Origin of the sequence: Halomonas sp. A020 (assembly GCF_027943625.1) — a bacterium.
Classification (GTDB): Bacteria; Pseudomonadota; Gammaproteobacteria; order Pseudomonadales; family Halomonadaceae; genus Vreelandella; species Vreelandella piezotolerans.
Window position 1 is genome coordinate 1,418,101 of the sequence record NZ_AP022850.1, and the last position, 22,458, is coordinate 1,440,558.

Consider the following 22,458-nt stretch of genomic DNA (forward strand, 5'->3'; position numbering starts at 1 on the left):
ACTCTGGCGCCATGGATAGCGCTGGCCAGTATGGTTGTGTTTGGAGAAAAGCGTGTGACACAGCTAGTACGTCAACTGATGAGCAACATGACCGTTCGTCTAAGCTGGGGGCTCGTGTTGGCCACCTTCTCAGTATGGGTACTCATCGCCTGCGGTATTGGGCTTTATGCGTTGCATCATGGCGCCAACATCGTCCAAAGTGCCAGTGATCCACAAGCTCAGCAGTTGGCGTTCCAAGCCTTTGCCTCCCAGATTCGCTGGGTATTGATTGGTGTGGTCGTGATGACGTTACTCACGGTCGCGGTGGTGATATGGGGCGTGAGTGCCAACGTGCTGCGCCCCTTGGACCGGTTGGTAGGCTATTTCGAGCGGATGGCGCAAGGCGATCTCAGCCAGCAGATCCGCTCTCCCGGCAACAACGAGATTGGCAAGCTCTATACCGCCATGGCCCATATGCAGTGCTCCCTCTCTGAGACCGTTGGCGTCGTCAGGCGCAGTGGGACGACCATCTTCGAGCGCTCCCAGCACATTGCCAGTGGGAACAACGACCTCTCTTCGCGCACCGAGCAGCAGGCTTCGTCCCTTGAAGAGACGGCATCGAGCATGGAGCAACTCGCGTCGACCGTTAGCCACAATGCCGACAATGCTCGGCAGGCAAGCCAGTTGGCAGGAGACGCGACGCTGACGGCACGGCGCAGCGGCGAAGAAGTGAGCCATATCGTCGACACCATGCAAGAGATCAGCGCCAGCTCCCATCAGGTCGCTGATATCATCACGCTGATCGATAACATCGCTTTTCAAACCAATATTTTGGCGCTGAACGCGTCGGTCGAGGCGGCCCGTGCCGGCGAGCATGGCAAAGGGTTTGCCGTCGTGGCTCAGGAGGTTCGTAGCCTGGCCAGCCGCAGTGCCAGTGCCGCCAAAGAGATTCGCACCTTAATCGATGCATCGCTGGGTAAAGTGGATGTGGGCACTCAGCGTGTCAATCAGGCAGGCCAGACCATGCAGGATTTGGTGGCCGCCGTCCAACGCGTCAGCGACATCATGGATGAGATTGCCTCTGCATCGGAAGAGCAGAGTAACGGTATCGGCCAAGTGAATCAGGCCGTTGCGCAAATGGACCAAGTCGTTCAGCAAAATGCGCAGTTGGTGCAGCAAGCCGCGCGGAGCGCCAACGAACTCGAGAGCGAGGCGGCGCGCCTGCGTGAGGCCGTCGAGCGTTTCCAAGTGGCGGGCGAGAGCCCAGCCCAGGCACCAACGCGAATGACCACCACGGCGACCATCGCCTCGGTGCCGACCCGCTCTGCCCAGCCGGTGGCGAAACCTCTTACCACCAGCCAAGACGAGTGGGAAGCCTTTTGACGCGACGGCATTTTCGCTAATCGCAAGGCTCCACACGCGCTACAACATCAATAACAAGGCAGCAAGATGCGTAATAACCAGCCAGTGACTCAACGGGAAGTTGAACTCAAACAAGACGATTTTTTGGTCTCGCGTACGGATTTGAAAGGGCGCATTACCTACGCCAACCCGGCGTTCATCGAGATCAGTGGCTATCGACACGACGAGCTAATTGGCGCGCCGCATAACCTGATTCGCCATCCGGACATGCCGCCACCCGCGTTTCATAATCTTTGGCAAACCGTCCAGGCGGGAGACACCTGGCGGGGGCTCGTGAAAAACCGCTGTAAAAACGGCGACCACTATTGGGTCGACGCTAGCGTGACCCCGATCGTAGAAAATGACCAAGTGATTGGTTACACCTCGGTACGCGTGCAAGCAACCCGAGACGCCATTGCGCAAGCCGAGCAGCGCTACGCGGAAATGCGCGAAGGGCGCAATAAACGTCTCTACCTCGATAAAGGTCGCTTACGTCAAAAAGGGGGTTGGCAGCGTCTCAAACGCATCCGGCTCGACACCATTCGCGCCAAGCTGATCGGCATGGTCGTCGTCGCAGGGGCGCTGCTCATGGCTAGCGGCGGCTTAGGCCTTTATGGTTTGAACGTAGCGGGTGAGCGGCTAGGCGAGCTAAACGACGACGGACTCAGGGACGTCATTCGTTTGCAGCAGATCGACCAAACCATTGCCCAGACGCGTCAGTCGATGATCGAACCCGAGCGGATGGAACTGATCAATCAACGTTTTGAGATGGGCGAGGCCGTTGCCGACAACGCGGCTGAAGTGGCCAGCGTGTGGGAGGCGTTCTATGGTCGAGAGGTGAACGCAACTCCTCTGGCCGAGTCGTTCAACGAACAGCTTCAGGCCTTCCTGACGAATGGGATGAATCAAGCGGCGAGCGTGCTTCAGGCTGAAGAGACCTATCAAGCCTTTACCGGCTTGGATGCCGTGATCAGTGTGATGAACGAGGATGGGCGGGCCTTGTCGGGCATGGTCAATGAGCTGATTGCACAGAAGCAGGCAGCCGCCGAAGCCATGGCGGCAGATGCCGAGCGTGGCCAAGCGACCATGTTGACGGCTCAGGCAGCGATGCTGGGTGTTGGGCTGTTGCTGCTGGTGCTCATCAGCGTCGTAACGCTGCGCTCGATTATTACGCCGCTAAAGCGTGCCTCGCGTTTCACGCTGCAAATTGCCGGTGGCAACCTAGCGGCTCGCGTACCGCCCAAGCGGCGTGATGAGATAGGTCAATTAATGGACTCGCTGAACACCATGCGCAAAAGCTTGAGCAGCATCATCCGCGATGTGAAAGATGGCATCGACGTGGTGACGCCTGCCGCCAAGAATATCGCCAGTGGCAACGAGGCGCTCTCATCGCGCACCGAACAGCAGGCCGCGTCGCTACAGCAAACCGCCTCGAGCATGGAGGAGATGACCACGACGGTGCGTCAAAACAGTGATAATGCTCAAGAAGCGCGTCGTCTGGCCGATAATAATGCAACAAGAGTGACACAAACCGGTGAATTGATGACGCAACTGGTCGCCAATATGCAGCGGATTACCCAAAGCTCCCAAAAAATGACCGAGATCATCAACGTCATCGACTCGATCGCATTTCAGACCAATATCTTGGCGCTGAATGCGTCGGTCGAGGCTGCTCGGGCAGGTGAGCATGGCCGTGGGTTCGCCGTGGTGGCCGAAGAGGTGCGCAAGTTGGCCGGGCGCAGTGCTGGCGCATCGCAAGAGATTCGTGCGTTGATCGATACCTCCAGTCAGCAGGTCAGTGCGGGAGCAGGGCTCGTCGAGAAAGCCGAGGCGGCGATTAGCGAAGTTGCCGAAGCGGCGCGTAGCGTGACCCATATCATGCACGATATCTCGTCCGCCTCGGAGGAGCAGAGCAGCGGTATTGCGGAGGTCAATCAGGCCGTCGCAGAAATGGATCAAGCCACACAGCAAAACGCCCTGCGCGTGCAAGAAACGGCACAAGCGGCCATGGCATTAGAGCAGCAGGCAAGTCTGCTGGCGCTATCGGTAGAAGCATTCCGGCTAACCAGTCAGGGACCATTGACGCCGCCAGCCGTTTCCACGGGCGCCACCGTTTTACCGAACGTCAAGGCATCACCTGCAACAGCGCAGATCAGCAGTGCCACAGCGCCGGTGCCGAGTCACAAGAAGCGGCAGATGGCCACTGTAGAGGAGTGGGAAGAGTTTTGACAGACCAACGCGAACGGGGTAGCGACGCAGGCCAATGGGCGTCCAGTGGACAGATCGAACGCGATCTGGTGCTGACCGATGCGGATTTTGCGCGTATTCGAGAGCTGATCTATCAGCGCGCAGGCATCGTTTTGGCCGAGCATAAGCGTGAAATGGTCTACAGCCGCTTGGCCAAGCGGCTGCGTCATCACGGCATGACGCGCTTTACCGACTACCTGTCGCGGCTGGAGCGTCAGCCCGACGCGAAAGAGTGGGAGGCGTTCACCAATGCACTGACGACCAATCTCACGGCATTTTTTCGTGAAGCCCACCACTTTCCACTGCTGGCCGAGCATATCAAGCACAAGCCTGATCCCGTCACCATCTGGTGTTCAGCGGCATCGACGGGAGAAGAGCCTTACTCCATCGCCATGACGCTGTTGGAAACGTTGGGGCCCAAGGCGTCGCAAGCCAAGGTCATCGCCACGGACATCGACACAGAAGCGCTGGCCAAAGCACGTAAGGGCATTTATCCCCAGGAGCAGGTGCGCAAACTCGATGAGTCGCGCGTCAAGCGGTTCTTTCAAAAGGGCACAGGCAACCATGTGGGGCTCGCCAGGGTGCGGCCGGAGGTCTCGGCGCTGGTCGAGTTCATGCCGCTCAACCTACTGGCGCCACAGTGGCCAGTAAAGGGGCCATTCGATGCGGTCTTTTGTCGTAATATTATGATTTATTTCGATAAAGATACGCAGGCTAAGATATTGAAGCGGTTCGCGCCGCTGATGAAGCCTGATGGCCTGCTCTTTGCCGGTCACTCCGAAAACTTCTCGTATATCAGCGATGCGTTTAAGTTGCGCGGGCAAACAGTCTACACCCTCGCGAAATAAGCGAATAAAAAATGCGCGTTGTGCTCGACCTTGGGATAGGGCTCGGACGAGCAACGCGGCAATGGCTATCGTAAGAGGAGGCGTGCTTTGAGCGCAGCCAAGATTAAAGTGTTGTGCGTCGATGACTCGGCGTTGATCCGTGATTTGCTGACAGAAATCATCAACTCTCAGCCCGACATGGAAGTCGTCGCCGTTGCGCCTGACCCCATCGCTGCCCGGGATCTGATCAAGCAGCATAACCCTGACGTGCTGACGTTGGATGTCGAGATGCCGCGCATGGACGGTCTCGACTTTCTCGAACGGCTGATGCGTTTGCGTCCCATGCCGGTTCTGATGGTGTCATCGTTGACGCAAAGTGGCTCTGAAATCACGTTACGAGCACTGGAGCTGGGCGCGTTGGATTTTGTCGCCAAGCCGAGCCTGGGTATTCGCAGCGGCATGATGGAGTACGCCAACGAGATTGCCGATAAACTCCGCGCTGCCGCACGCTCTCGACCGCGCCAAGCGCGTCACAAAAACACGCCGCCTCCGAGTCAGCTCAAAGCCCCGATGATGACCAGTGAAAAGCTGATCATCATTGGTGCTTCCACCGGCGGCACCGAAGCCATTCGTGCGGTGCTGGAGCCACTGCCTGCCAATGCGCCAGCGATTCTGATCACTCAGCACATGCCTGGGGGCTTTACACGCTCTTTTGCCGAGCGTCTGGATCGTTTGTGCCGTATTACCGTGAAAGAGGCCACGGACGGTGAGCGCGTGCTGCCAGGGCACGCCTATATCGCGCCCGGCGACCAACACCTGGAGCTGGCCCGCAGCGGCGCTAACTACGTCGCACGGCTCAACGATGGGCCACCGGTCAACCGTCATCGCCCCTCCGTCGATGTGCTGTTTCACTCGGCGTCGAAGCACGCCGGTAAAAACGCCATTGGTGTGATTCTCACGGGGATGGGCAAGGACGGCGCGGCCGGTTTATTAGAGATGCGCCAGGCTGGCGCGCCCACCATCGCTCAGAACGAAGAGTCTTGCGTGGTCTTCGGCATGCCGCGTGAGGCGATTGCCGTTGGCGGAGCGGTCGAAGTGGTGGCGCTCGACGACATCCCGTCTCGACTGATGGCGCTAATCGCCGCTTCCGGTCGCGCGCAGCGGGTTTGACACCACGATATCGAACATCACCTGGATAGCTATTGACAAGGGAAACGACAACAATGAACCGCTTGCTGCGCAATCTCCGTATCCATACCGCCGTCGTCACGGCACTTGCCTGTTTGGTCACCCTTATTTTGGTGGTGGCCGGGCTTGGTGTCATGGCCGATCGCAGTGCGCAGAGTAATCTTGCCACGCTCAATCAGATCGGCAACGAGCAGCTCAACGAGTTGAACCGTGCTGACTCGCTCCTCAATCAGGCCATGCTGGCGATGGAAACGGCGTCCAATCTATTGATGGTGGGTCGTACGCAGCAGTCCAACGAGCAGGTAGAGGTGGCAGCCAATCGGATCGAGCGGGCAGAGGCGCGCTTCAATAATTTTGCGACGACGCCCCGTACGCCCCAAGGACAAGTGCTAGGGGAGGCCGTGGAGGACAATTTCCACACGGTGCTCGCGCTCGTCAAGCAGCAGCACGAAAGCTTCGCGTTTATGGATATCAACACTTTCAATCAGTTGCGGGGGGAGTTAGCCCAGCCGTTGGAAGCACTGGCAGCGAGTATTACGGCGTTCGTTCAGTATGGCTTCGAGCGTGTGGCGACGACCCGTGCCGACGCGGAGGCCCAGGGGGATACTTTCACGTTGATCAATGCGCTCGCCGTGGGGCTGGCGCTGTTAGTCGCCCTGACGATCTATATGGGCTTGCGCCGTACGGTCATTGCACCGCTGAACGATGCCGTTCAGCGGCTGGACCGTATCGCTCAGGCAGATTTGACTCAGCCGTTGCCTGAAGCAGGCAAGAACGAAATTGGGCGCCTTTTTGCGGCCATGGCGACCATGCAGCAGAATCTCAGCACGACCGTGACGCGGGTACGTGAGGGCAGCCGAGAAATTCACCATGGTACGCGAGAAATCGCCAGCGGTAACGCGGATCTGTCGTCTCGCACCGAGCAGCAGGCCGCCTCGATCGAGCAAACGGCCGCCAGCATGGAGCAGATGACGGCCACGGTGAAACAGAATGCCGACAATGCTCGTCAGGCCAGCACGCTCGCAGCGGACGCCTCGACCACGGCAGAGCAGGGGGGCGAAGTGGTGCAGCAGGTGGTCGATACCATGCAGGGCATCTCGTCCAGCTCACAAAAGGTGGCCGATATTACCAGTGTGATCGATTCGATTGCTTTCCAGACCAATATCTTAGCGCTCAATGCGTCGGTCGAGGCGGCGCGTGCCGGTGAGCAGGGGCGCGGCTTTGCCGTCGTGGCAGGCGAAGTGCGCAACCTCGCTAGCCGCAGTGCCGATGCGGCAAAAGAGATTAAAACGCTGATCGAGGCGTCTGTTAGTCAAATCAACCAGGGCTCTTCTCTGGTAGAAAAGGCAGGACAAACGATGACCGATGTCGTCACGGCGGTGCGTCGTGTGACCGATATCATGGATGAGATCTCCGCCGCCTCTCAGGAGCAGAGTGACGGGATCGAGCAGGTGAGTCAGGCCGTTGGGCAGATGGATCAAGTGACACAGCAAAACGCGGCGCTAGTGCAACAAGCCTCTGCCGCTGCGGCGTCGCTGGAAGAGCAGGCGAATCGCTTGGAAGAAGCGGTGGCCATCTTTCAGGTGCTGAGCGACTCGTCCGCGCGTAGCGCCCTGCCGGCACAGCATGCCGCTACCCAACGTGCACCGCACAAGCTGGCTCAGAACACATCGGCGGCTGCGGCTCCTGTTGCACCGCCGCGGCATCAAACGACGACCCAGGCCCACGATGAGTGGGAAGAGTTTTAACCCTGACTGAATTCACAGTCACCCAATACATGATGTTAGTGAGAGGATGACCCATGGCCGATAAGAACATGAGCTTCTTGGTAGTAGACGACTTTCCCACCATGCGCCGGATCGTCCGCAGCCTGTTGAAAGAGCTCGGGTTTACCAATGTAGATGAAGCCGAAGACGGCCAGGATGCGTTGAACAAGCTGCGCGCTGGCAACTTCGAATTCGTCGTGTCGGATTGGAACATGCCGAATCTCGATGGTTTGGAGATGCTCAAAGAGATCCGTCAGGATGATGCGTTGAAAGATCTGCCGGTTCTAATGGTGACGGCAGAGGCCAAAAAAGAGAACATCATTGCCGCCGCACAAGCGGGTGCCAATGGTTACGTCGTCAAGCCGTTCACAGCCGCCACCCTAGAAGAGAAGCTGAATAAAATCTTCGAGAAAATGGGTAAATGACGCGGCGGAGCCAAGGTGCTCGGTTAACGAGGAGACAACACAATGAGTCAGAATGAGCAGGGTGGTTCTGCCCAACTGTCCGAAGAAGCCGCTGAAGACCTGATCTTTCGTATTGGTAAGCTCACCCGCATGCTGCGCGACAACATGCGCGAGCTTGGCTTGGACAAGGAGATCGAGAAGGCCGCCGAAGCGATTCCCGATGCCCGTGACCGACTGCACTATGTGGCAACGATGACCGAGCAGGCGGCGGACAAGGCGCTCAACGCCATCGATCGGGCGCAGCCGCTGCAAGACCAGCTCTCTGAGCGTGCCGAAGCTTTGGATAAACGCTGGGGTGAGTGGTTCGAAGCGCCCAAGGAACTGGATGACGCCAAGGCGCTAGTCAAAGAAACGCGGACCTACCTGAGCGATGTGCCGCAGATCACCGCAGCGACCAATAAAGAGCTGCTGGACATCATGATGGCTCAGGATTTCCAGGATCTCACGGGCCAAGTCATCAAAAAGATGATGGACGTGATTCGTGAGATCGAGCACCAGCTGGTTCAGGTACTGATCGACAACGTGCCGGGCGCAGAAGCGCGCGAAACGATGCAGCGCAAGGCGGAAGATCAGTGGAAAAACGAGAACGCGCGTCGCAATGAAGACCTTCTCAATGGGCCGCAGGTGAAAGCGAACGCCCCTGATATCGTCACCGGACAGGATCAGGTAGACGACTTATTGGACGAATTAGGCTTTTAATGCCGGGTTATTAGCATATTGTAAGCCTCTGCCTCTGGCAAAATAAGAACCCAGCTCAGCCGTCCTCAAGGGCGGCTGAGCTTATGGTGTGCCTTATTTTGGTCGACCGACCACTCGTCAGCCGGATGACAGCATGGCAGATAACGACAGCGATCAGGAAAAAACCGAAGAGGCCACGCCTCGACGCTTGGACAAAGCGCGGGAAGAGGGCCAGGTGCCTCGGTCCCGAGAGCTGACGACCTTCCTGATGCTGCTCGGGGGCGTGATAGGTCTATGGAGCATGGGGCAGATGCTCTATGACCAGCTTGGCATGGTGATGGAGCAGGCGTTCTTGTTCGAACGTCGCCAAGCCATGGAAACGACCTCGATGCTGGTCAACGCGCTGGACTTGGGGCAGCGAACGCTCATCGCGATGCTACCGCTCTTTCTGCTGCTCACGGTCATTGCGCTGGTAGCGCCCGCACTGTTGGGCGGCTGGCTCATTTCCTCCAAATCTCTCCAGCCCAAGTTCTCGAAGCTGAACCCGATCAAAGGGATCAAACGACTCTTTTCCACCCAAGCATTGGCCGAATTGGCAAAGGCTATCGCCAAGTCGGTACTGGTGGGAAGTGTGGCGTTCAGCTTTTTATATTTTAATATGGGGCGGTTTTTGGGACTGATGGATCAGCCCATTCAGCAGGCGCTGGTGAGCGCACTGAACATGGCCGCTCTGGCGGCTGGTCTCATCGTGTTGTCGCTGATCGTAGTGATTTTGATCGATGTGCCGTTCCAGCTATGGAACAACGCCAAGCAACTGCGTATGACCAAAGAAGAGGTCAAACAGGAGCACAAAGACTCCGAGGGCGACCCCCATGTCAAAGGGCGTATTCGCCAGCAGCAGCAAGCCATGGCGCGCGGACGCATGATGAGTAAAGTCCCCGACGCCGATGTCATCATCACCAACCCAACGCATTACGCGGTGGCACTGGTATACCAGGAGGGGCGTATGGGGGCCCCTCGGCTGGTGGCCAAAGGCGCGGACGCCGTGGCCGCACGTATTCGTGAAATAGGTGAAGAGTCTGGCGTTCCGAGATTGGAAGCAGCGCCATTGGCGCGTGCCCTGTATCATCATGTCGACTTAGAGGCCGAAGTGCCTGCCGAACTGTATACCGCCGTGGCCGAGGTCATGGCCTGGGCCTATCGCCTGAAGCACGTTGCACAGCAAGGAGGCGAGGTGCCCCCCACTCCCGATAATTTACCGGTTCCCCCGGAAATGGACAGTCCCGGCCGTCGTGCCGGTGGCAATGAGGCGCAAACATGAAAGGCTTAAGCCAGTTGATCAATCAGCGACCCTGGATGAACGACGTGAGCATGAAGCTGCTTGCGGGCCCGCTGCTGATTTTAATGATTCTGGGCATGATGATTCTGCCCCTCCCGCCGTTCGCGCTGGATCTGCTGTTCACGTTCAACATTGCGTTGTCCATCATGGTGTTGCTGGTCAGCATGTTTGCCGAAAAGCCGCTGGACTTCGCCGCTTTTCCGGCCGTCCTGCTGTTCACGACGCTGCTTCGCCTCTCGCTCAACGTGGCCTCCACCCGCGTGGTATTGATGGAAGGCCACGAAGGCGGTGATGCGGCGGGCAAGGTCATTGAGGCGTTCGGCACCTTCCTCGTCGGCGGTAATTTTGCAGTGGGGCTAGTCGTCTTCCTCATCTTGGTCATCATCAACTTCATGGTCATCACCAAAGGTGCGGGGCGTATCGCCGAAGTGGGCGCTCGCTTCGTGCTCGACGCCATGCCTGGCAAGCAGATGGCCATCGACGCCGACTTGAATGCTGGGTTAATTGGCGAAGATGAAGCGAAAAAGCGTCGCGCCGAGGTAGCCCAGGAAGCCGACTTCTACGGCTCCATGGACGGTGCCAGTAAATTCGTTCGTGGTGACGCGGTGGCGGGTCTGGTCATCATGGTGGTCAACATCATTGGTGGCCTGCTGATTGGCATGATGCAGCACGATCTGGGCTTTGCCGATGCCGCGCGTACCTATACGCTGCTGACGATTGGCGATGGCTTGGTGGCTCAGATCCCGGCTCTGGTCATCTCGACGGCTGCAGGCGTCACCGTGTCTCGGGTAAATACCGAGCAGGACGTTGGTCAGCAGATGATCAGCCAGCTGTTCGTCAATCCTCAGGTCATGATTCTAGCGGCGATGGTCATGGGGTTGCTCGGCCTGGTGCCCGGCATGCCCAATTTCGTATTCTTGGTCTTCACCGCGCTGCTGGGCGGCTTGGCGTGGTATCTGATGCGTCGCAAAGAGCAGACCTTGGTCAAAGAGGAGATCGCCACGGCGCCACCGCCTCTTCAAGAGACGCCAGAAGCCAGTTGGGAAGACGTACAGCTGGTGGACACGCTGGGTCTGGAAGTGGGCCACCGTTTGATTCCGCTGGTAGATTCGCGGCAAAAAGGGGAGTTGCTGGGGCGCATTAAAAGCGTCCGTAAGAAATTCGCCCAGGAGGTGGGCTTTTTGCCCCCGGTGGTACACATTCGCGATAACTTAGAACTGCCGCCCAATACCTACGTGCTTTCCATGAAAGGCGCCGAAATCGGCCGTGCCGACGCGCAGCCCGGCAAATGGCTGGCCATCGACCCCGGCCAAGTGTCCGGTGAGCTACAAGGCACGCCAACGCAAGACCCAGCCTTTGGACTGCCTGCGGTATGGATCGATGGCAACCAGCGCGAGCACGCTCAGGTCTACGGCTATACGGTCGTGGATGCCAGCACGGTGATCGCCACCCATCTGAACCATCTGCTGCACCGTCACTCTCCCGAGATGCTGGGGCGGCAAGAAGTGCAAAAGCTGCTGGACAAACTGGGCGAAGACCAAAAATCGCTGGTCGAAGAGGTGGTGCCCAAAGCGATCTCTCTGACCGTGTTGCAGCGAATTTTGCAGAACCTGCTGGATGAAGACGTCTCGATTCGCGATATGCGCACGGTGTTGGACACCTTGGCTGAGTATGCGGGACAACAGAAAGACCCCAATGAGCTGACCGCTCTGGTGCGTATCGCGCTGGGTCGCGCGATTACACAACAGTGGTTTGCTGGCCAGGAGACCCTGCACGTCATGGGACTGGACGCGCAGCTCGAACAAGTATTGATGCAGGCCATGAACGGTAACGGGGCCATGGAGCCGGGGCTGGCGGATACGTTGATGCATCAGGCACAGCAGGCGCTCGAGAAGCACGAAGGCAGTGGTGAAGCGCCCGTGCTGGTCGTTCAACACTCGTTGCGCGCGGTGCTATCGCGCTTCCTACGCCGCCGGATGCGCCACTTGGTGGTGATGTCCCAGGCAGAAATTCCCGACGACCGCACCCTGCGCGTGACCACCCTGGTCGGTGGCCGCTAAATTGGTAACAGGTGAACCATGAGCGTGAGACGTTTTGTAGGAGCCAATAGTCGCGATGTCATGCGCCAAGTGCGCGAAATACTGGGTGACGATGCCTTGATCGTCGCTAATCGCCGCACCGAAGGCGGCGTTGAAATTCTGGCCATGGCCGACGACGCGGTCGACCAGTTCGATCCGTCACCCGCAGAGCCTTCAGAAGTATCGCGAGACGCCCCGGCGCCCGCCGCGGCTTTCTCACTGCCGACACAGCCAGATCCGCTGGAGGCAATGAGCGAGCGCCTGCTCCGAGAAATGCAGGACATGCGCGAGCTGCTCTCTCGCCGTCAGCCGATGGTGGAGTCGCCGCGCGGCACTCAAACGACGTATGAATATCTGCTAGCCATGCTGGTGCGGGTGGGCTTTAGCGCCGAACTCAGCCATGAGGTGCTCGAAGCGCTGCCCGAGGAGTTATTGACCCAGGAAGGCGGCCATGACGCTGCCAGCGCTTGGCTGCGCGAACAGCTCATAGCGCGGCTGAAGGTGCTGGCGCACGAAGATCGCTTTTTCGATCAAACCGGCATCGTGGCGCTGGTAGGGCCTACTGGGGTCGGTAAAACCACGACCACGGCCAAACTGGCGGCGCGTTTCGTCATGCGCCATGGCACTCGTCCGGTGGCGCTCGTGACCACTGATAGCTTCCGCATCGGTGCCCACGAGCAGTTACGTATCTACGCCCGACTGTTGGATACGCCGATGTACGCGCTCGACGCAGAACAGCCTATCGACGAGCTGGTCGGCCGATTGCAAGGCAAACAGTGGGTCATCATCGATACCGTTGGGATGAGCCAACGAGATCAGCGCGTGATCGAGCAGATTGCGCACTTGCAGGGCGGACAGTCGACCGTACGGCTGGTGCTATTGCTCAATGCGGCCAGCCAGCCAGAGACCCTGGAAGAGGTGGTGTTGCGCTACCGTCAGGCAGCGCGGGCCGCAGGGGCCGAGCTCGACGACTGCATCATCACCAAGCAGGACGAGGCCGGGCGACTGGCGCCCGTTCTGGATATCGTAATGCGCCACGGCATGCGCGTACTGTTTGGATCACACGGCCAGCAGGTGCCGGAAGACATGGCCGTGGCCACGCCTTCTGGCCTGATCGACCAAGCGCTCTCGGCCAGTTCGAGCGCTTCGATGGATCAAGGCGGCCCGGCCAGCGCGCCGAGCCTGCCGCGCTGGTCGCGGGATGTGCTAGGCCAGGGGCGCCGGCTGACGTCGGTACTGACTCGGCTGCGCCAACGGGTCGCCGATTTTCACCGTTTGGAGGCCGCCTGGGACATCGCTGCGCTGCCCAGCGTGGTGCAGGATCAGCGTTTAGACACGCTGCTGGCTGGCGCGGAAGCGACCCACGATGCCATGGGCGTCGTATGGTCGCCCAGGCGCAACGAGCGCAACTGTGACTGGTCGATGCCGGACGTGGCGCTCGACGATCAAGGGGCATGGTTGGCACTGACGCGTTTGCAGCATCGCCAACCTGCTGGGTGGCAACCACGATTGGCGGGCTGCGCGGCAGACATCGCCGTTCATCTGCTGCCTACCCTGCCGGAGTCCGACGCGCTGGCATGGCTTAACGACCAGCGCTTGACCTGGGTCAGCGCCGTCAACGCCGGTCAGCGTGTACACTGCCAGGGCGAGCGTCATACCCTGCGCACGCTGTTTCAAGAGAGTACGCTCACCCACCGTGTTGCCATTCGTTTTCGTGGTCAACGCATGCAGCTGTCGACAGCCTACGTGGAGGCCCACGATGCCACCGGCAACGCGGTGCTGGCCTGGGTGGGCGACGTGTGCGATCCAGAAAGCAGCAAGCGTGTCGTGCGCCGCTACTGGCTAACTCCCGCGCGTCTAGGCAGCGACGTTGTATCGCTACTGGTCATTCAGTTACAGAGTGATGGGCTATCCGCGTTGACCAAGCGTGCCTGGCAGCAGCTAAAAGAGGCGGATGGCGGCGAGGTGAGCAGCGAGCTACGCCTGCTCATGGCCAGCGGCGCCGCCGCTGTAGCCAGTCACTTGGATTTGGCCGATGACGACGCGGTGCAAGCGTTGCGAGCCGACCTGTTGCGCCTGCTGGGCAGTCAGCGTAAACACCGCGATACGGCGCTACTCGACGCCTTGGTGCACGTGTTGATGGCACGCGATGCCATTCGCCAGCTCGGTAGCGTCAGTCGCGAGGACCTGATATGAGCGGCCAGGATCAAGCGGCGGGCCTGCGGAAATGGGCCGATCTACAGCGTCAGCAGCGAGCCGCACAGGACGAACCACAAGATACCCATGCGTCCGCCGCTCCTGCCTCGCCGGTCAGTACTGAAGAGGCGGCGGTGCATACCCAAGACGCTCTGGCGCCCACTGTCGCTGCCGCCACTGAACCGGCGACGGTGACGCCACCGCGCCCTCAGAAACCGCTGGTGGTGATAGGGCTACCGCATACCGGCGCCGCACAAGTCGATAAAGTGCGTGGACGTTTGGGGCAGTGGTCGGCGTTGGGGCGTCAGTGGGCGGGCGACCCGCAGGATTGGCAGATTCAGGTCGTCATGGCCGATACGCCGTCGCTGGCCATGCTGGCGAAGGAGCATGCACGATGGGCGCTATGGGTCACTAGCGATGCCGATGGCTTTGCCAGCATGTACCGTGTGCTTCGAAAAGTGCGAGAGCATGGCGGTCCGCGACGCCTGCTGGCACTCCATGAACCGCACCTGCCGCGTCAGGGGCTGCTGGAGAACTTGCGTGACGCCGCCGCTTACTATTTGGATATCGAGCTTTTGTTGCTTGCACGTTGAGACAGATGATCGGCTTGCTGTCGTTAGCGACCTACGCCGAATAGAGGGCCCGCGTATGAGGCTATTTGCCCGACAGACGTTGATAAAAGCCGTAAAGTTGTTAACAGTGAAAAGGGTGAGCCCCTACGCAGCGATGCTGGCAACCATCATGTGGGTCGTTAGCGTCGAGGCGGCAACGGGTAGCTGGAGCCGAGACGTGCCTGGCGTGTTGGTCGCCATGAGCGACCGCACCAGTCAGAGCCAGGCCATTTCGCCACCAGCAGGCATCCCGCTGGGAGGAGCGACGCTAACGCGCGTGCAGTGGCGGTTCGAAACCCCACCGAGTCACCCCGTCAACGCTTGGTTGTGTCACCCTGAGCGCTGCGTGGCACTGTCGGGCATGCGCGGCAGTACCACTGCGCTGGAAGGCATGTTGGCAAATGCGCCGCTGCACTTTCGGTTTGCACTGTCGCCGGGCCAGCGGCCAGTGAGGGTGCAGGGGCTACAGGTGATAGTGAATTATCGGTAAAGGCCGTTCAGCCGCGAGGCACGAGGATGTATACAGCACAAGGCAGGATCAAACAAAGTGAGCTGTTGACCCAATACATGCCACTGGTGCGACGTCAGGCCTTAACGCTGCAGGTAAGATTGCCCGCAAGTATTGAGCTAGATGATCTGATCCAGGCAGGCATGGTGGGGCTATTAGAGGCGCTGGGACGCTTCGATGCTGCCCAGGGTGCCACGTTCGCGACGTTCGCCAGCCAGCGGATTCGCGGTGCCATGATGGACGAGCTGCGCACTCGCGACTGGCTGCCGCGCAGCGTACGTCGTTCGGCGCGGGCAGTGGACGATGCGGTACGCCGCTTGGAGCAGCAGTTGGGCCGCCCCCCTGAAGAGGGTGAAATTGCCCGCGAGCTGGAGATGCCCCTGAGCGAGTACCAGCAGCTGTTGAATGACACCAACAGTGGTCAACTGCTGCCGTTCGAAGAGCTGGTCGCCGATGGCGGTGAGCCGGCGGGTGACGATGCCCAGCATCGGCCGTTTGACCAATTGCTTGATGAGCAGCAGCGACACACCTTGATCGAGGCCATCGAGGCATTACCCGAGCGTGAAAAGCTGCTGATGGCGCTCTATTACCAAGAAGAGATGAACCTTAAAGAGGTCGGCGCGGTGCTGGGCGTCACCGAATCGCGGGTCTCCCAGCTACACAGTCAGGCGGTGAGCCGTCTGCGCGCGCGTTTACGCGATCACGATGAATCCTAATACCCACTCACCCTACTCGGCGAGGAGCCGTTGATGAACCCATCTACGTTGATCGGTATCTTTGCCAGCATGTTGCTGCTGGTAAGCGTGCTGTTCTTTACTGCAGAGTCGCCCGAAAGTTTTATCAATGTGCCGGGACTGGCCATCGTCATCACCGGTACGCTGGCGGCGACCTTCATCAGCTATCCGTTGAAAGAAGTGCTGCGAGTGGTGCGTTTGGTGGGCTTGGTGTTCCGCCGTGAGAATACCTATGTGCGGGACGACATCAACGAGCTGGTGTCCATGTCGCGGCTCTGGTTCAAAGGTGACGTGCGGGCCGTCGAACGGGAGCTCGAGCACACCCGCAACCCGTTTCTACGAACCGGTATTCAACTTGTGATCGCCAATACCAAAGAGGATGAGATTTTCGACATGCTGCGCTGGCGTATCGCCCGCTTGAAAGCCCGCGAACACGCCGAAGCGCAAATTTTTCGCACCATGGCGACCTACGCGCCCGCTTTCGGCATGATCGGCACGTTAGTGGGGCTGGTCAACATGCTCGAAGTCATGGATGCCGGAGACCTTCAGGTCATCGGCCCCCGCATGGCGGTAGCACTGCTGACCACCTTCTACGGTATCTTGCTGGCCAACCTCGTGTTCAAGCCCATTGCCGTCAAGCTGGAGCGGCGCACCGAGGAGCGGTTGATTACCATGAACATGGTGCTCGAAGGGATTTCATTGATCACCAAGCGCCGCTTGCCATCGTTCATTGAAGAGACGCTCAACTCCTTCGTAGCGAACTACCACGATGAGATCCGGGACGCCAACGTCAAACCCCGCCCCGACGTTGGCTCCGCATTGAAAGGGTAGCGCCATGCTTGACCGCGACTCACGGCATGCCCTGGAGCTGCCCGCTGCAGTGGGTGAGAGTGACGAGAGCTGGCTAACCAGCTACTTGGACGTACTCACACTGCTCATCACGCTGTTCGTTCTGCTGCTAGCCTTGGCGCCGCCGAGCGGCGGCGAAGGGCAGAGCCACGAGGCCCTGAGCGTCGCCAGCGCCGTGACCTCACTGCCGCTCGCTAGCTTGGCCACGGGTATTCAGCCACGCCATGAAGGGTTGCAACCTCATATGGTGGGACTCGACATTCCCGGTGTAAGCGTCTCGCAAGGTCAAGAGGGCGTGACGCTGCGCATCGACGACAGCCTTTTGTTTCCCAGCGGCAACGATGTGCTAACGCCCCAAGGGCAAGATGTGTTAGAACGACTCTCTTCCGTGCTGGCGACTTTCGATGGGCAAATCTCCGTTGAAGGTCATACCGATAACGTGCCTATCTCGACGCCGAGGTTTCCATCGAACTGGGAGCTCTCAGTAGGCCGTGCCATTGCGGTCGTGCGCCAATTAGAGCGGCAAGGCATTGCCATTTCACGTATGCGGGCGGTCGGTTATGCCGACACCCAACCCATGGAAAGTAACGCTACCTCGGAAGGGCGAGCAGCCAACCGGCGCGTTGAACTGCTGCTGAGGCAGCAGGTCGAGGGGTAAAGCACTATCTCGAGGCTATCTGCGTGTCGAAGCATCACTCGCTACTACAATCGTTTGGCGCCGTCATGGTGCTCGACGGTGAGAGTCGGCGCATTCAGGCGGTCAGTCGCAACCTAACCAAACTGCTGGGATTGGCAGACACCGAGCTCCGTGCGATTTCCCCCGCCACCGTGCTGGGCAAGCGGTTGAGCCAGCGATTGCGCCAAGAGCTGCATGGACGCCAGCGGTTAGCGAGCCCGCTGGCCTTCCGTCGGCTACATGACACTACGCGCCTGCAGGTTCACGCTTATCGCACGCATCGCCACGTGGTGGTCGAAATCGAGCCCCTCAGCCCGCTGGGCAAACGACGCCTGCTGGGGACCGTCAACGAGCGCTTGATGCGTCTAGCCGAAGCGACCCATCAAGAAGAACTGCTGGATTATTTAGTGACCGCCGTGCAACAGCTCACCGGTCATGATCGCGTCTCGGTCTGTCATTTCGACAGCGATTGGCACGGGCTGATCGTCGCCGAAGCGCAAGGCGGGCACCTGCCTGCGCTGCTGGGCCAACGCTTTCCTGCCAGTGACTTTCCGATCACGCTGCGCCGCACCTACGAGCGCCATCCGATCCGTTTGATTCATGACGCCAGCGCCCATGCAGAACCGCCGCTGCCGTGTACGCCAGAGGGCGAGAGCGTCGATTTGCGCCACTGCTTTTTACGTGCCCCCGCGCCGGAGCGTCAGCGCTACTTGCAACGGTTGGGCGTACGCGGTGCGATGAGCCTGGCCATGCAGGGCGACACCGGGCTGTGGGGCTTGCTGTTCTGCCACTCGGCAGCGCCTCATCCGGTGTCGCCGCCAGTCCGCGATGCCGTTCGCACCCTCGTCCAGATGGCGACCCAGCGGCTTTTGCTACTCAGGGCTCGACAAGAGGCCCGCTATCTTCAGCGCGTACAAGATAGTTTGGTGCTCTCGACGAATGCCCGTGTCGAGCCGCAAAGCCCCATCGAGTTGTTGTCAGCCCAAGCGGAGACATGGTGCTCGCTGTTTCGCGCCCACGGTGTTGCACTGTGGCTGAAAGGCAGCGTTTACGCGGACGGTCATACGCCCGACGCCGCAGTCGTCGCTCAGTTCGTCAAACGGCTCGACAAAGCGCATCGACACAGCGGGCCTTGGTGTACCCGTGGCGTGGCCAGCGAGCCCTTGACCGAATCCCTGAACATGCCAGACCAATGTGGCATTCTGGCCGTGCCGCTGCCCATGAGCGTGGCTCAGCGCGGCTGGCTGATCTTCTTTCGCCCCGAGCAGGTAGAAACGCTTTACTGGGCGATGCAACCGACCTCGGCACCGCTACCCCCGGTGATGGTGGCGCCGTCGGCGGCCTGGTGCGAAGAGGTAGTGGGCAAAAGCGAGGCGTGGCAGCGCGTCGAGCGCCTGGCGGTGATGGACCTGGGAGAAGACCTGACGCTGGCGATCTCCGCTTACGAGATCAGCACGCTGAACATGCATTTAGAGCGTGAGCGTAAGGCGCTTGCCGCTGCTAATCAGCGCTTGGAGCAGCTCGCCCACTTCGATCCGCTCACCCAGGTGTGGAACCGCTACCGTATCGAACAGGCCATCGATGCCGAACTGGTCGCGGCCAAACGGTACGGCGCTGCCTTTGCGCTGCTGCTATTCGATGTGGATCACTTCAAGCAGATCAACGATACCCACGGACACAGCGTGGGCGACGACGTGCTGGTATCGCTGGCGCGCCTGGTGGAAACCTCGCTACGTGGCTGTGACCACCTGGGCCGCTGGGGCGGCGAAGAGTTCGTGGTGCTCGCCACGCACTCGGACATGGACGCCGCGGTCGGCTTGGCTGAGCGGCTGCGTAGCCTGGTGGCGACACTGCACGTCAGCGGTCTGGATCAGCCCATCACGGTGAGCATCGGTGTCGCCATTTGGCAGCCCGGCGATAGCTGTAAAACGTTGATGGCCCGGGCCGACGCTGCCATGTATCGAGCCAAGCGTAGCGGCCGTAACCGCGTAGAACTCGCCGAAGAGCGCGTGACTTAAGGCGTGCGGGCCGTCTCGGCGGCCGCACTGCACAACGCTTGCATGCGCGAGATGGCCGCATCTGCACCCGCCAGGCTAAAGGTCATGTACCAAGGCTCCCGCTCGTTCTGATCGAAGCCAAGGAAGAGCTGTTCCCCCGACTGCATTTCCTCGATCAGCGTCTCCATATCTTGCAAATAGAAATGGGCATAAAAGCCGTCATCGCCGCGCTCGGTAATGAACTCCGCCATGGTGTCGATGATCGGCTGGTCGTCGATGCGTAGCCGCGTCGGCACGAGGTTCACCGCACGGCTTTCGCCTTGCTGTTGCGCCAGCGTCACTCGCATCTCGAGCCAAGGCAGGTCGCAGACACCCTGGGTCGTGTTCACGCTGAGCGTAGCGTCTGAGTAGCTGTGGGTCTCCACGGCGCGGAAGTGGCGTTCGTCGCCAAGGCTAAGGGCCATCGACTGCCAGTGCCCGTGGGGTTCGGTAGAACTCACGTTGAACGTGGCCGCCAGCGCCGGGTTCGCCAGCAGGAGCGTGGACAACGCGTAGGAAGAGAGTGCGCGAGTGGGGCTCATAGATCGTATCGTCATCGAAAACCCTAAGCCTATAGCGTGTTGTGAATAATCAAAAGGGTAAGGTGCTGTTTTTTCTATATCTAGTGGGTTTGTCTAAAAAAAGCAGCCGATATAGTAGAAAGTCGGGGCTATACTCTCTGGCGATGCCTTGTATCATCGGGCCGTTTTAGCCGCTATTGATCCCTCGTGAAGGAGTTTCGTGACATGAACACCGCAGCCAAGGCGATGAAGACATCCAGTGAGGTCCCTCTGCAGGCCCCCTCAAGAGAGATCTGGGATGCCAAATATCGGTTGAAAGATCGCCATGGCCAGCCGGTAGATCAGGATGTCTCGGCGACGTTCGAACGCGTGGCGCGCGCGCTAGCGGCCGTCGAGGGCGAGCACGCTGACGAGTGGCTGCCCAAGTTCCGCTGGGCGTTGGAGAACGGCGCGATTCCCGCCGGCCGTATTCTCTCCAATGCCGGTGCCGACGCCTACAAACCCGCCGTCAGTCTGATCAATTGCACCGTCTCGCGTACCATCCATGACTCCATGCGCGATATTCTCGATTCCGTGGTCGATGCTGGGATGACCCTGAAATCGGGCGCGGGCATTGGCTACGACTTTTCGACGCTGCGACACAAAGGCGCTTTCGTGTTTGGCGCAGGCGCGGGCACCAATGGCCCGCTGGCCTTCATGGATATCTATGACAAGATGTGTTTCACCGTGGCATCCGCCGGGGGACGTCGCGGTGCCCAGATGGGGACCTTCGATGTCGGTCACCCCGACGTGCGGGACTTCATCCAGGCCAAGCGTGAAGCCGGGCGGCTGCGCCAGTTTAACCTTAGCCTGCTGATCACCGACGAGTTCATGGAAGCAGTGAAGCACAACGCCGACTGGCCGCTGGCTTTTCCGCTGCACCCAGGTGAAAAAGAGGACGTTAGTGCTGACGACATCATTTACCGCGACTGGCCGGTGATCGAAGAGGGCTACACGGTGGATGATCAGGGGCGCGTGGCCTGCCGCATTGTCGAAGTGATCAAGGCCCGCGAGCTGTGGGACACGATCATGGCCTCCACCTACGACTACGCCGAGCCAGGCTTCATCTTGATCGATCAGGTCAACCGTATGAACAACAACTGGTTCTGTGAAGATATTCGCGCGACCAACCCGTGTGGTGAACAACCGCTCCCACCAGAAGGGGCCTGTCTACTGGGATCGGTCAACTTGACCAAGTTCGTGATCGAACCGTTTAGCGCCGAGCCGCGCTTCGACTGGGAGCGCTATCGTAACGTCGTGGCGATCTTTACCCGAATGCTCGATAACGTAGTGGAAATCGCCGGACTGCCGCTTCCCCAACAGCAGCGCGAAATCGAAGCCAAGCGCCGCCACGGCATGGGCTTTTTAGGGCTCGGTTCGACACTGACCATGTTGAAGATACCCTACGGTTCTCAGGCATCGCTGACGTTCACTGAGGAAGTGAGTCGTCACCTCGCGTTGGAAGGGTGGAAGCAAGCGCTGGAACTCTCTAAAGAGAAGGGCATGGCGCCGGTGCTCGAAGAGGAGCACACCATCACGCCAAAAATGATGCGCGAGCGCCCACAGCTGGCCAGCGACGGTTACGAGGTCGGTGACAAAGTGCCGGGCCGCATTCTGCATGCCCGCTATAGCCAATACATGGCCAAAGTGGCCGAGCTGGAGCCGGACTTGGTGGCGCAGCTCGCCGAGCACGGCGCGCGGTTCACTCATCACAGCTCGATTGCCCCGACGGGCACTATTTCGCTCTCCATGGGCAACAACGCCTCGAATGGTATCGAGCCGTCGTTCTCACATCGCTATTTCCGCAACATCATTCAGTCCGGCAAAAAGACCAAGGAGCAGGTGGAAGTGGTCTCCTTCGAGCTGGCCGCCTATCGCCACTTCATCGCTGCCGATGCGGTAGAAAGCGATCTGCCGGATTACTTCATCACCGCCGACTCGGTGTCGCCCGAACAGCACGTCGCCGTGCAGGCCGCCGCGCAGCAGTGGGTAGATTCTGCCATTTCCAAAACGGTCAACGTGCCGACCGAGTTCCCGTTCGAGCAGTTCCAAGACCTCTATTTGCAGGCGTATGAGAGCCGTTTGAAAGGCTGCACGACCTTCCGCTTCAATCCAGAAGCGTTTCAAGGGGTGCTGGTGCGGGAAGACGATCTCAAGAACACCACCTACGTCTTCGAACTAGAGAGTGGCGAAACGCTGGAACTGACGGGCGATGAAAAAGTGCTCTATGACGGTGAGGAGCACAACGCGGCCAACCTGTTCGATGCCTTGAAAGAGGGCACTTACGGTAAGTGGTAACCAGCGCACGCGTAGGCTTGAGC

At 59.6% G+C, this 22,458-nt stretch carries 18 protein-coding genes; 17 read left to right on the forward strand and 1 reads right to left on the reverse strand.

Annotation, left to right across the window (positions count from 1 at the left end):
- Positions 1 to 78: 78 nt before the first annotated feature.
- The 16 genes from FRH_RS06545 (at position 79) to FRH_RS06620 (ending at position 19,559) form a co-directional block, all read left to right on the forward strand.
- Positions 79 to 1,362, forward strand: a complete 1,284-nt coding sequence (locus FRH_RS06545; protein ID WP_281998154.1) for a methyl-accepting chemotaxis protein — start codon at positions 79 to 81, stop codon at positions 1,360 to 1,362.
- A gap of 66 nt (positions 1,363 to 1,428) precedes the next feature.
- Positions 1,429 to 3,609, forward strand: a complete 2,181-nt coding sequence (locus FRH_RS06550) for a methyl-accepting chemotaxis protein (RefSeq protein WP_281997982.1) — start codon at positions 1,429 to 1,431, stop codon at positions 3,607 to 3,609.
- Positions 3,606 to 4,475 carry a CheR family methyltransferase gene (locus FRH_RS06555; RefSeq protein ID WP_139527813.1) on the forward strand — a complete coding sequence of 290 codons (870 nt, stop codon included), beginning with the start codon at positions 3,606 to 3,608 and terminating at the stop codon, positions 4,473 to 4,475. The genes FRH_RS06550 and FRH_RS06555 overlap by 4 nt, the downstream gene beginning before the upstream one ends.
- An 87-nt stretch (positions 4,476 to 4,562) precedes the next feature.
- Positions 4,563 to 5,624, forward strand: coding sequence for a chemotaxis response regulator protein-glutamate methylesterase (locus tag FRH_RS06560; RefSeq protein ID WP_139527814.1), 1,062 nt, complete (start codon positions 4,563 to 4,565; stop codon positions 5,622 to 5,624).
- 53 nt (positions 5,625 to 5,677) lie between these two features.
- Complete coding sequence (locus FRH_RS06565) at positions 5,678 to 7,390, forward strand: methyl-accepting chemotaxis protein (RefSeq protein WP_281997983.1); 1,713 nt, start codon at positions 5,678 to 5,680, stop codon at positions 7,388 to 7,390.
- Positions 7,391 to 7,443: 53 nt separating this feature from the next.
- Complete coding sequence (cheY, locus tag FRH_RS06570; RefSeq protein WP_139527816.1) at positions 7,444 to 7,833, forward strand: chemotaxis response regulator CheY; 390 nt, start codon at positions 7,444 to 7,446, stop codon at positions 7,831 to 7,833.
- A 42-nt stretch (positions 7,834 to 7,875) separates the two neighbouring features.
- Complete coding sequence (gene cheZ, locus FRH_RS06575) at positions 7,876 to 8,571, forward strand: protein phosphatase CheZ (RefSeq protein ID WP_139527817.1); 696 nt, start codon at positions 7,876 to 7,878, stop codon at positions 8,569 to 8,571.
- A gap of 133 nt (positions 8,572 to 8,704) precedes the next feature.
- Positions 8,705 to 9,871, forward strand: coding sequence for a flagellar biosynthesis protein FlhB (gene flhB, locus FRH_RS06580; protein WP_139527818.1), 1,167 nt, complete (start codon positions 8,705 to 8,707; stop codon positions 9,869 to 9,871).
- The gene (gene flhA, locus FRH_RS06585; RefSeq protein ID WP_139527819.1) at positions 9,868 to 11,949 is read left to right on the forward strand and encodes a flagellar biosynthesis protein FlhA; all 2,082 of its coding nucleotides are present in this window, start codon (positions 9,868 to 9,870) and stop codon (positions 11,947 to 11,949) included. The genes flhB and flhA overlap by 4 nt, the downstream gene beginning before the upstream one ends.
- A gap of 18 nt (positions 11,950 to 11,967) precedes the next feature.
- Positions 11,968 to 14,163, forward strand: a complete 2,196-nt coding sequence (gene flhF, locus FRH_RS06590; RefSeq protein WP_281997984.1) for a flagellar biosynthesis protein FlhF — start codon at positions 11,968 to 11,970, stop codon at positions 14,161 to 14,163.
- Positions 14,160 to 14,756: a hypothetical protein gene (locus FRH_RS06595; RefSeq protein WP_139527821.1), complete on the forward strand. Its 597-nt coding sequence runs from the start codon at positions 14,160 to 14,162 to the stop codon at positions 14,754 to 14,756. Before flhF ends, FRH_RS06595 begins: the two co-directional genes overlap by 4 nt.
- A gap of 115 nt (positions 14,757 to 14,871) precedes the next feature.
- Positions 14,872 to 15,264, forward strand: a complete 393-nt coding sequence (locus tag FRH_RS06600) for a flagellar protein FlhE (RefSeq protein WP_239286277.1) — start codon at positions 14,872 to 14,874, stop codon at positions 15,262 to 15,264.
- Positions 15,265 to 15,290: 26 nt separating this feature from the next.
- Positions 15,291 to 15,998, forward strand: a complete 708-nt coding sequence (locus FRH_RS06605) for an RNA polymerase sigma factor FliA (protein WP_139527823.1) — start codon at positions 15,291 to 15,293, stop codon at positions 15,996 to 15,998.
- Positions 15,999 to 16,031: 33 nt separating this feature from the next.
- A complete protein-coding gene (locus tag FRH_RS06610) occupies positions 16,032 to 16,847 on the forward strand; it encodes a MotA/TolQ/ExbB proton channel family protein (protein WP_139527824.1) in 816 nt (271 codons plus the stop codon).
- 4 nt (positions 16,848 to 16,851) lie between these two features.
- Entirely contained in the window at positions 16,852 to 17,523 is a 672-nt protein-coding gene (locus FRH_RS06615; RefSeq protein WP_281997985.1) for an OmpA family protein, read from the forward strand.
- 23 nt (positions 17,524 to 17,546) lie between these two features.
- A complete protein-coding gene (locus tag FRH_RS06620) occupies positions 17,547 to 19,559 on the forward strand; it encodes a sensor domain-containing diguanylate cyclase (RefSeq protein WP_219862361.1) in 2,013 nt (670 codons plus the stop codon).
- On the opposite strand, the gene FRH_RS06625 is transcribed toward FRH_RS06620, so the two are convergent.
- On the reverse strand, positions 19,556 to 20,119 hold the full coding sequence (locus tag FRH_RS06625; protein WP_168444417.1) for a hypothetical protein: 564 nt from the start codon (positions 20,117 to 20,119) through the stop codon (positions 19,556 to 19,558). The genes FRH_RS06620 and FRH_RS06625 overlap by 4 nt on opposite strands.
- A 204-nt stretch (positions 20,120 to 20,323) precedes the next feature.
- Here FRH_RS06625 and FRH_RS06630 point away from each other — a divergent pair, with 204 nt between their 5' ends.
- Positions 20,324 to 22,435, forward strand: a complete 2,112-nt coding sequence (locus tag FRH_RS06630) for an adenosylcobalamin-dependent ribonucleoside-diphosphate reductase (protein WP_219862363.1) — start codon at positions 20,324 to 20,326, stop codon at positions 22,433 to 22,435.
- Positions 22,436 to 22,458 lie beyond the last annotated feature (23 nt).

Coding starts and splice junctions, on each gene's coding strand:
- FRH_RS06545 (WP_281998154.1), top strand. CDS start 79: ATGAGCAACATGACCGTTCGTCTAAGCTGGGGGCTCGTGTTGGCCACC.
- FRH_RS06550 (WP_281997982.1), top strand. CDS start 1,429: ATGCGTAATAACCAGCCAGTGACTCAACGGGAAGTTGAACTCAAACAA.
- FRH_RS06565 (WP_281997983.1), top strand. CDS start 5,678: ATGAACCGCTTGCTGCGCAATCTCCGTATCCATACCGCCGTCGTCACG.
- cheY (WP_139527816.1), top strand. CDS start 7,444: ATGGCCGATAAGAACATGAGCTTCTTGGTAGTAGACGACTTTCCCACC.
- cheZ (WP_139527817.1), top strand. CDS start 7,876: ATGAGTCAGAATGAGCAGGGTGGTTCTGCCCAACTGTCCGAAGAAGCC.
- flhB (WP_139527818.1), top strand. CDS start 8,705: ATGGCAGATAACGACAGCGATCAGGAAAAAACCGAAGAGGCCACGCCT.
- flhA (WP_139527819.1), top strand. CDS start 9,868: ATGAAAGGCTTAAGCCAGTTGATCAATCAGCGACCCTGGATGAACGAC.
- flhF (WP_281997984.1), top strand. CDS start 11,968: ATGAGCGTGAGACGTTTTGTAGGAGCCAATAGTCGCGATGTCATGCGC.
- FRH_RS06595 (WP_139527821.1), top strand. CDS start 14,160: ATGAGCGGCCAGGATCAAGCGGCGGGCCTGCGGAAATGGGCCGATCTA.
- FRH_RS06605 (WP_139527823.1), top strand. CDS start 15,291: ATGTATACAGCACAAGGCAGGATCAAACAAAGTGAGCTGTTGACCCAA.
- FRH_RS06610 (WP_139527824.1), top strand. CDS start 16,032: ATGAACCCATCTACGTTGATCGGTATCTTTGCCAGCATGTTGCTGCTG.
- FRH_RS06615 (WP_281997985.1), top strand. CDS start 16,852: ATGCTTGACCGCGACTCACGGCATGCCCTGGAGCTGCCCGCTGCAGTG.
- FRH_RS06625 (WP_168444417.1), bottom strand. CDS start 20,119: ATGAGCCCCACTCGCGCACTCTCTTCCTACGCGTTGTCCACGCTCCTG.
- FRH_RS06630 (WP_219862363.1), top strand. CDS start 20,324: ATGAACACCGCAGCCAAGGCGATGAAGACATCCAGTGAGGTCCCTCTG.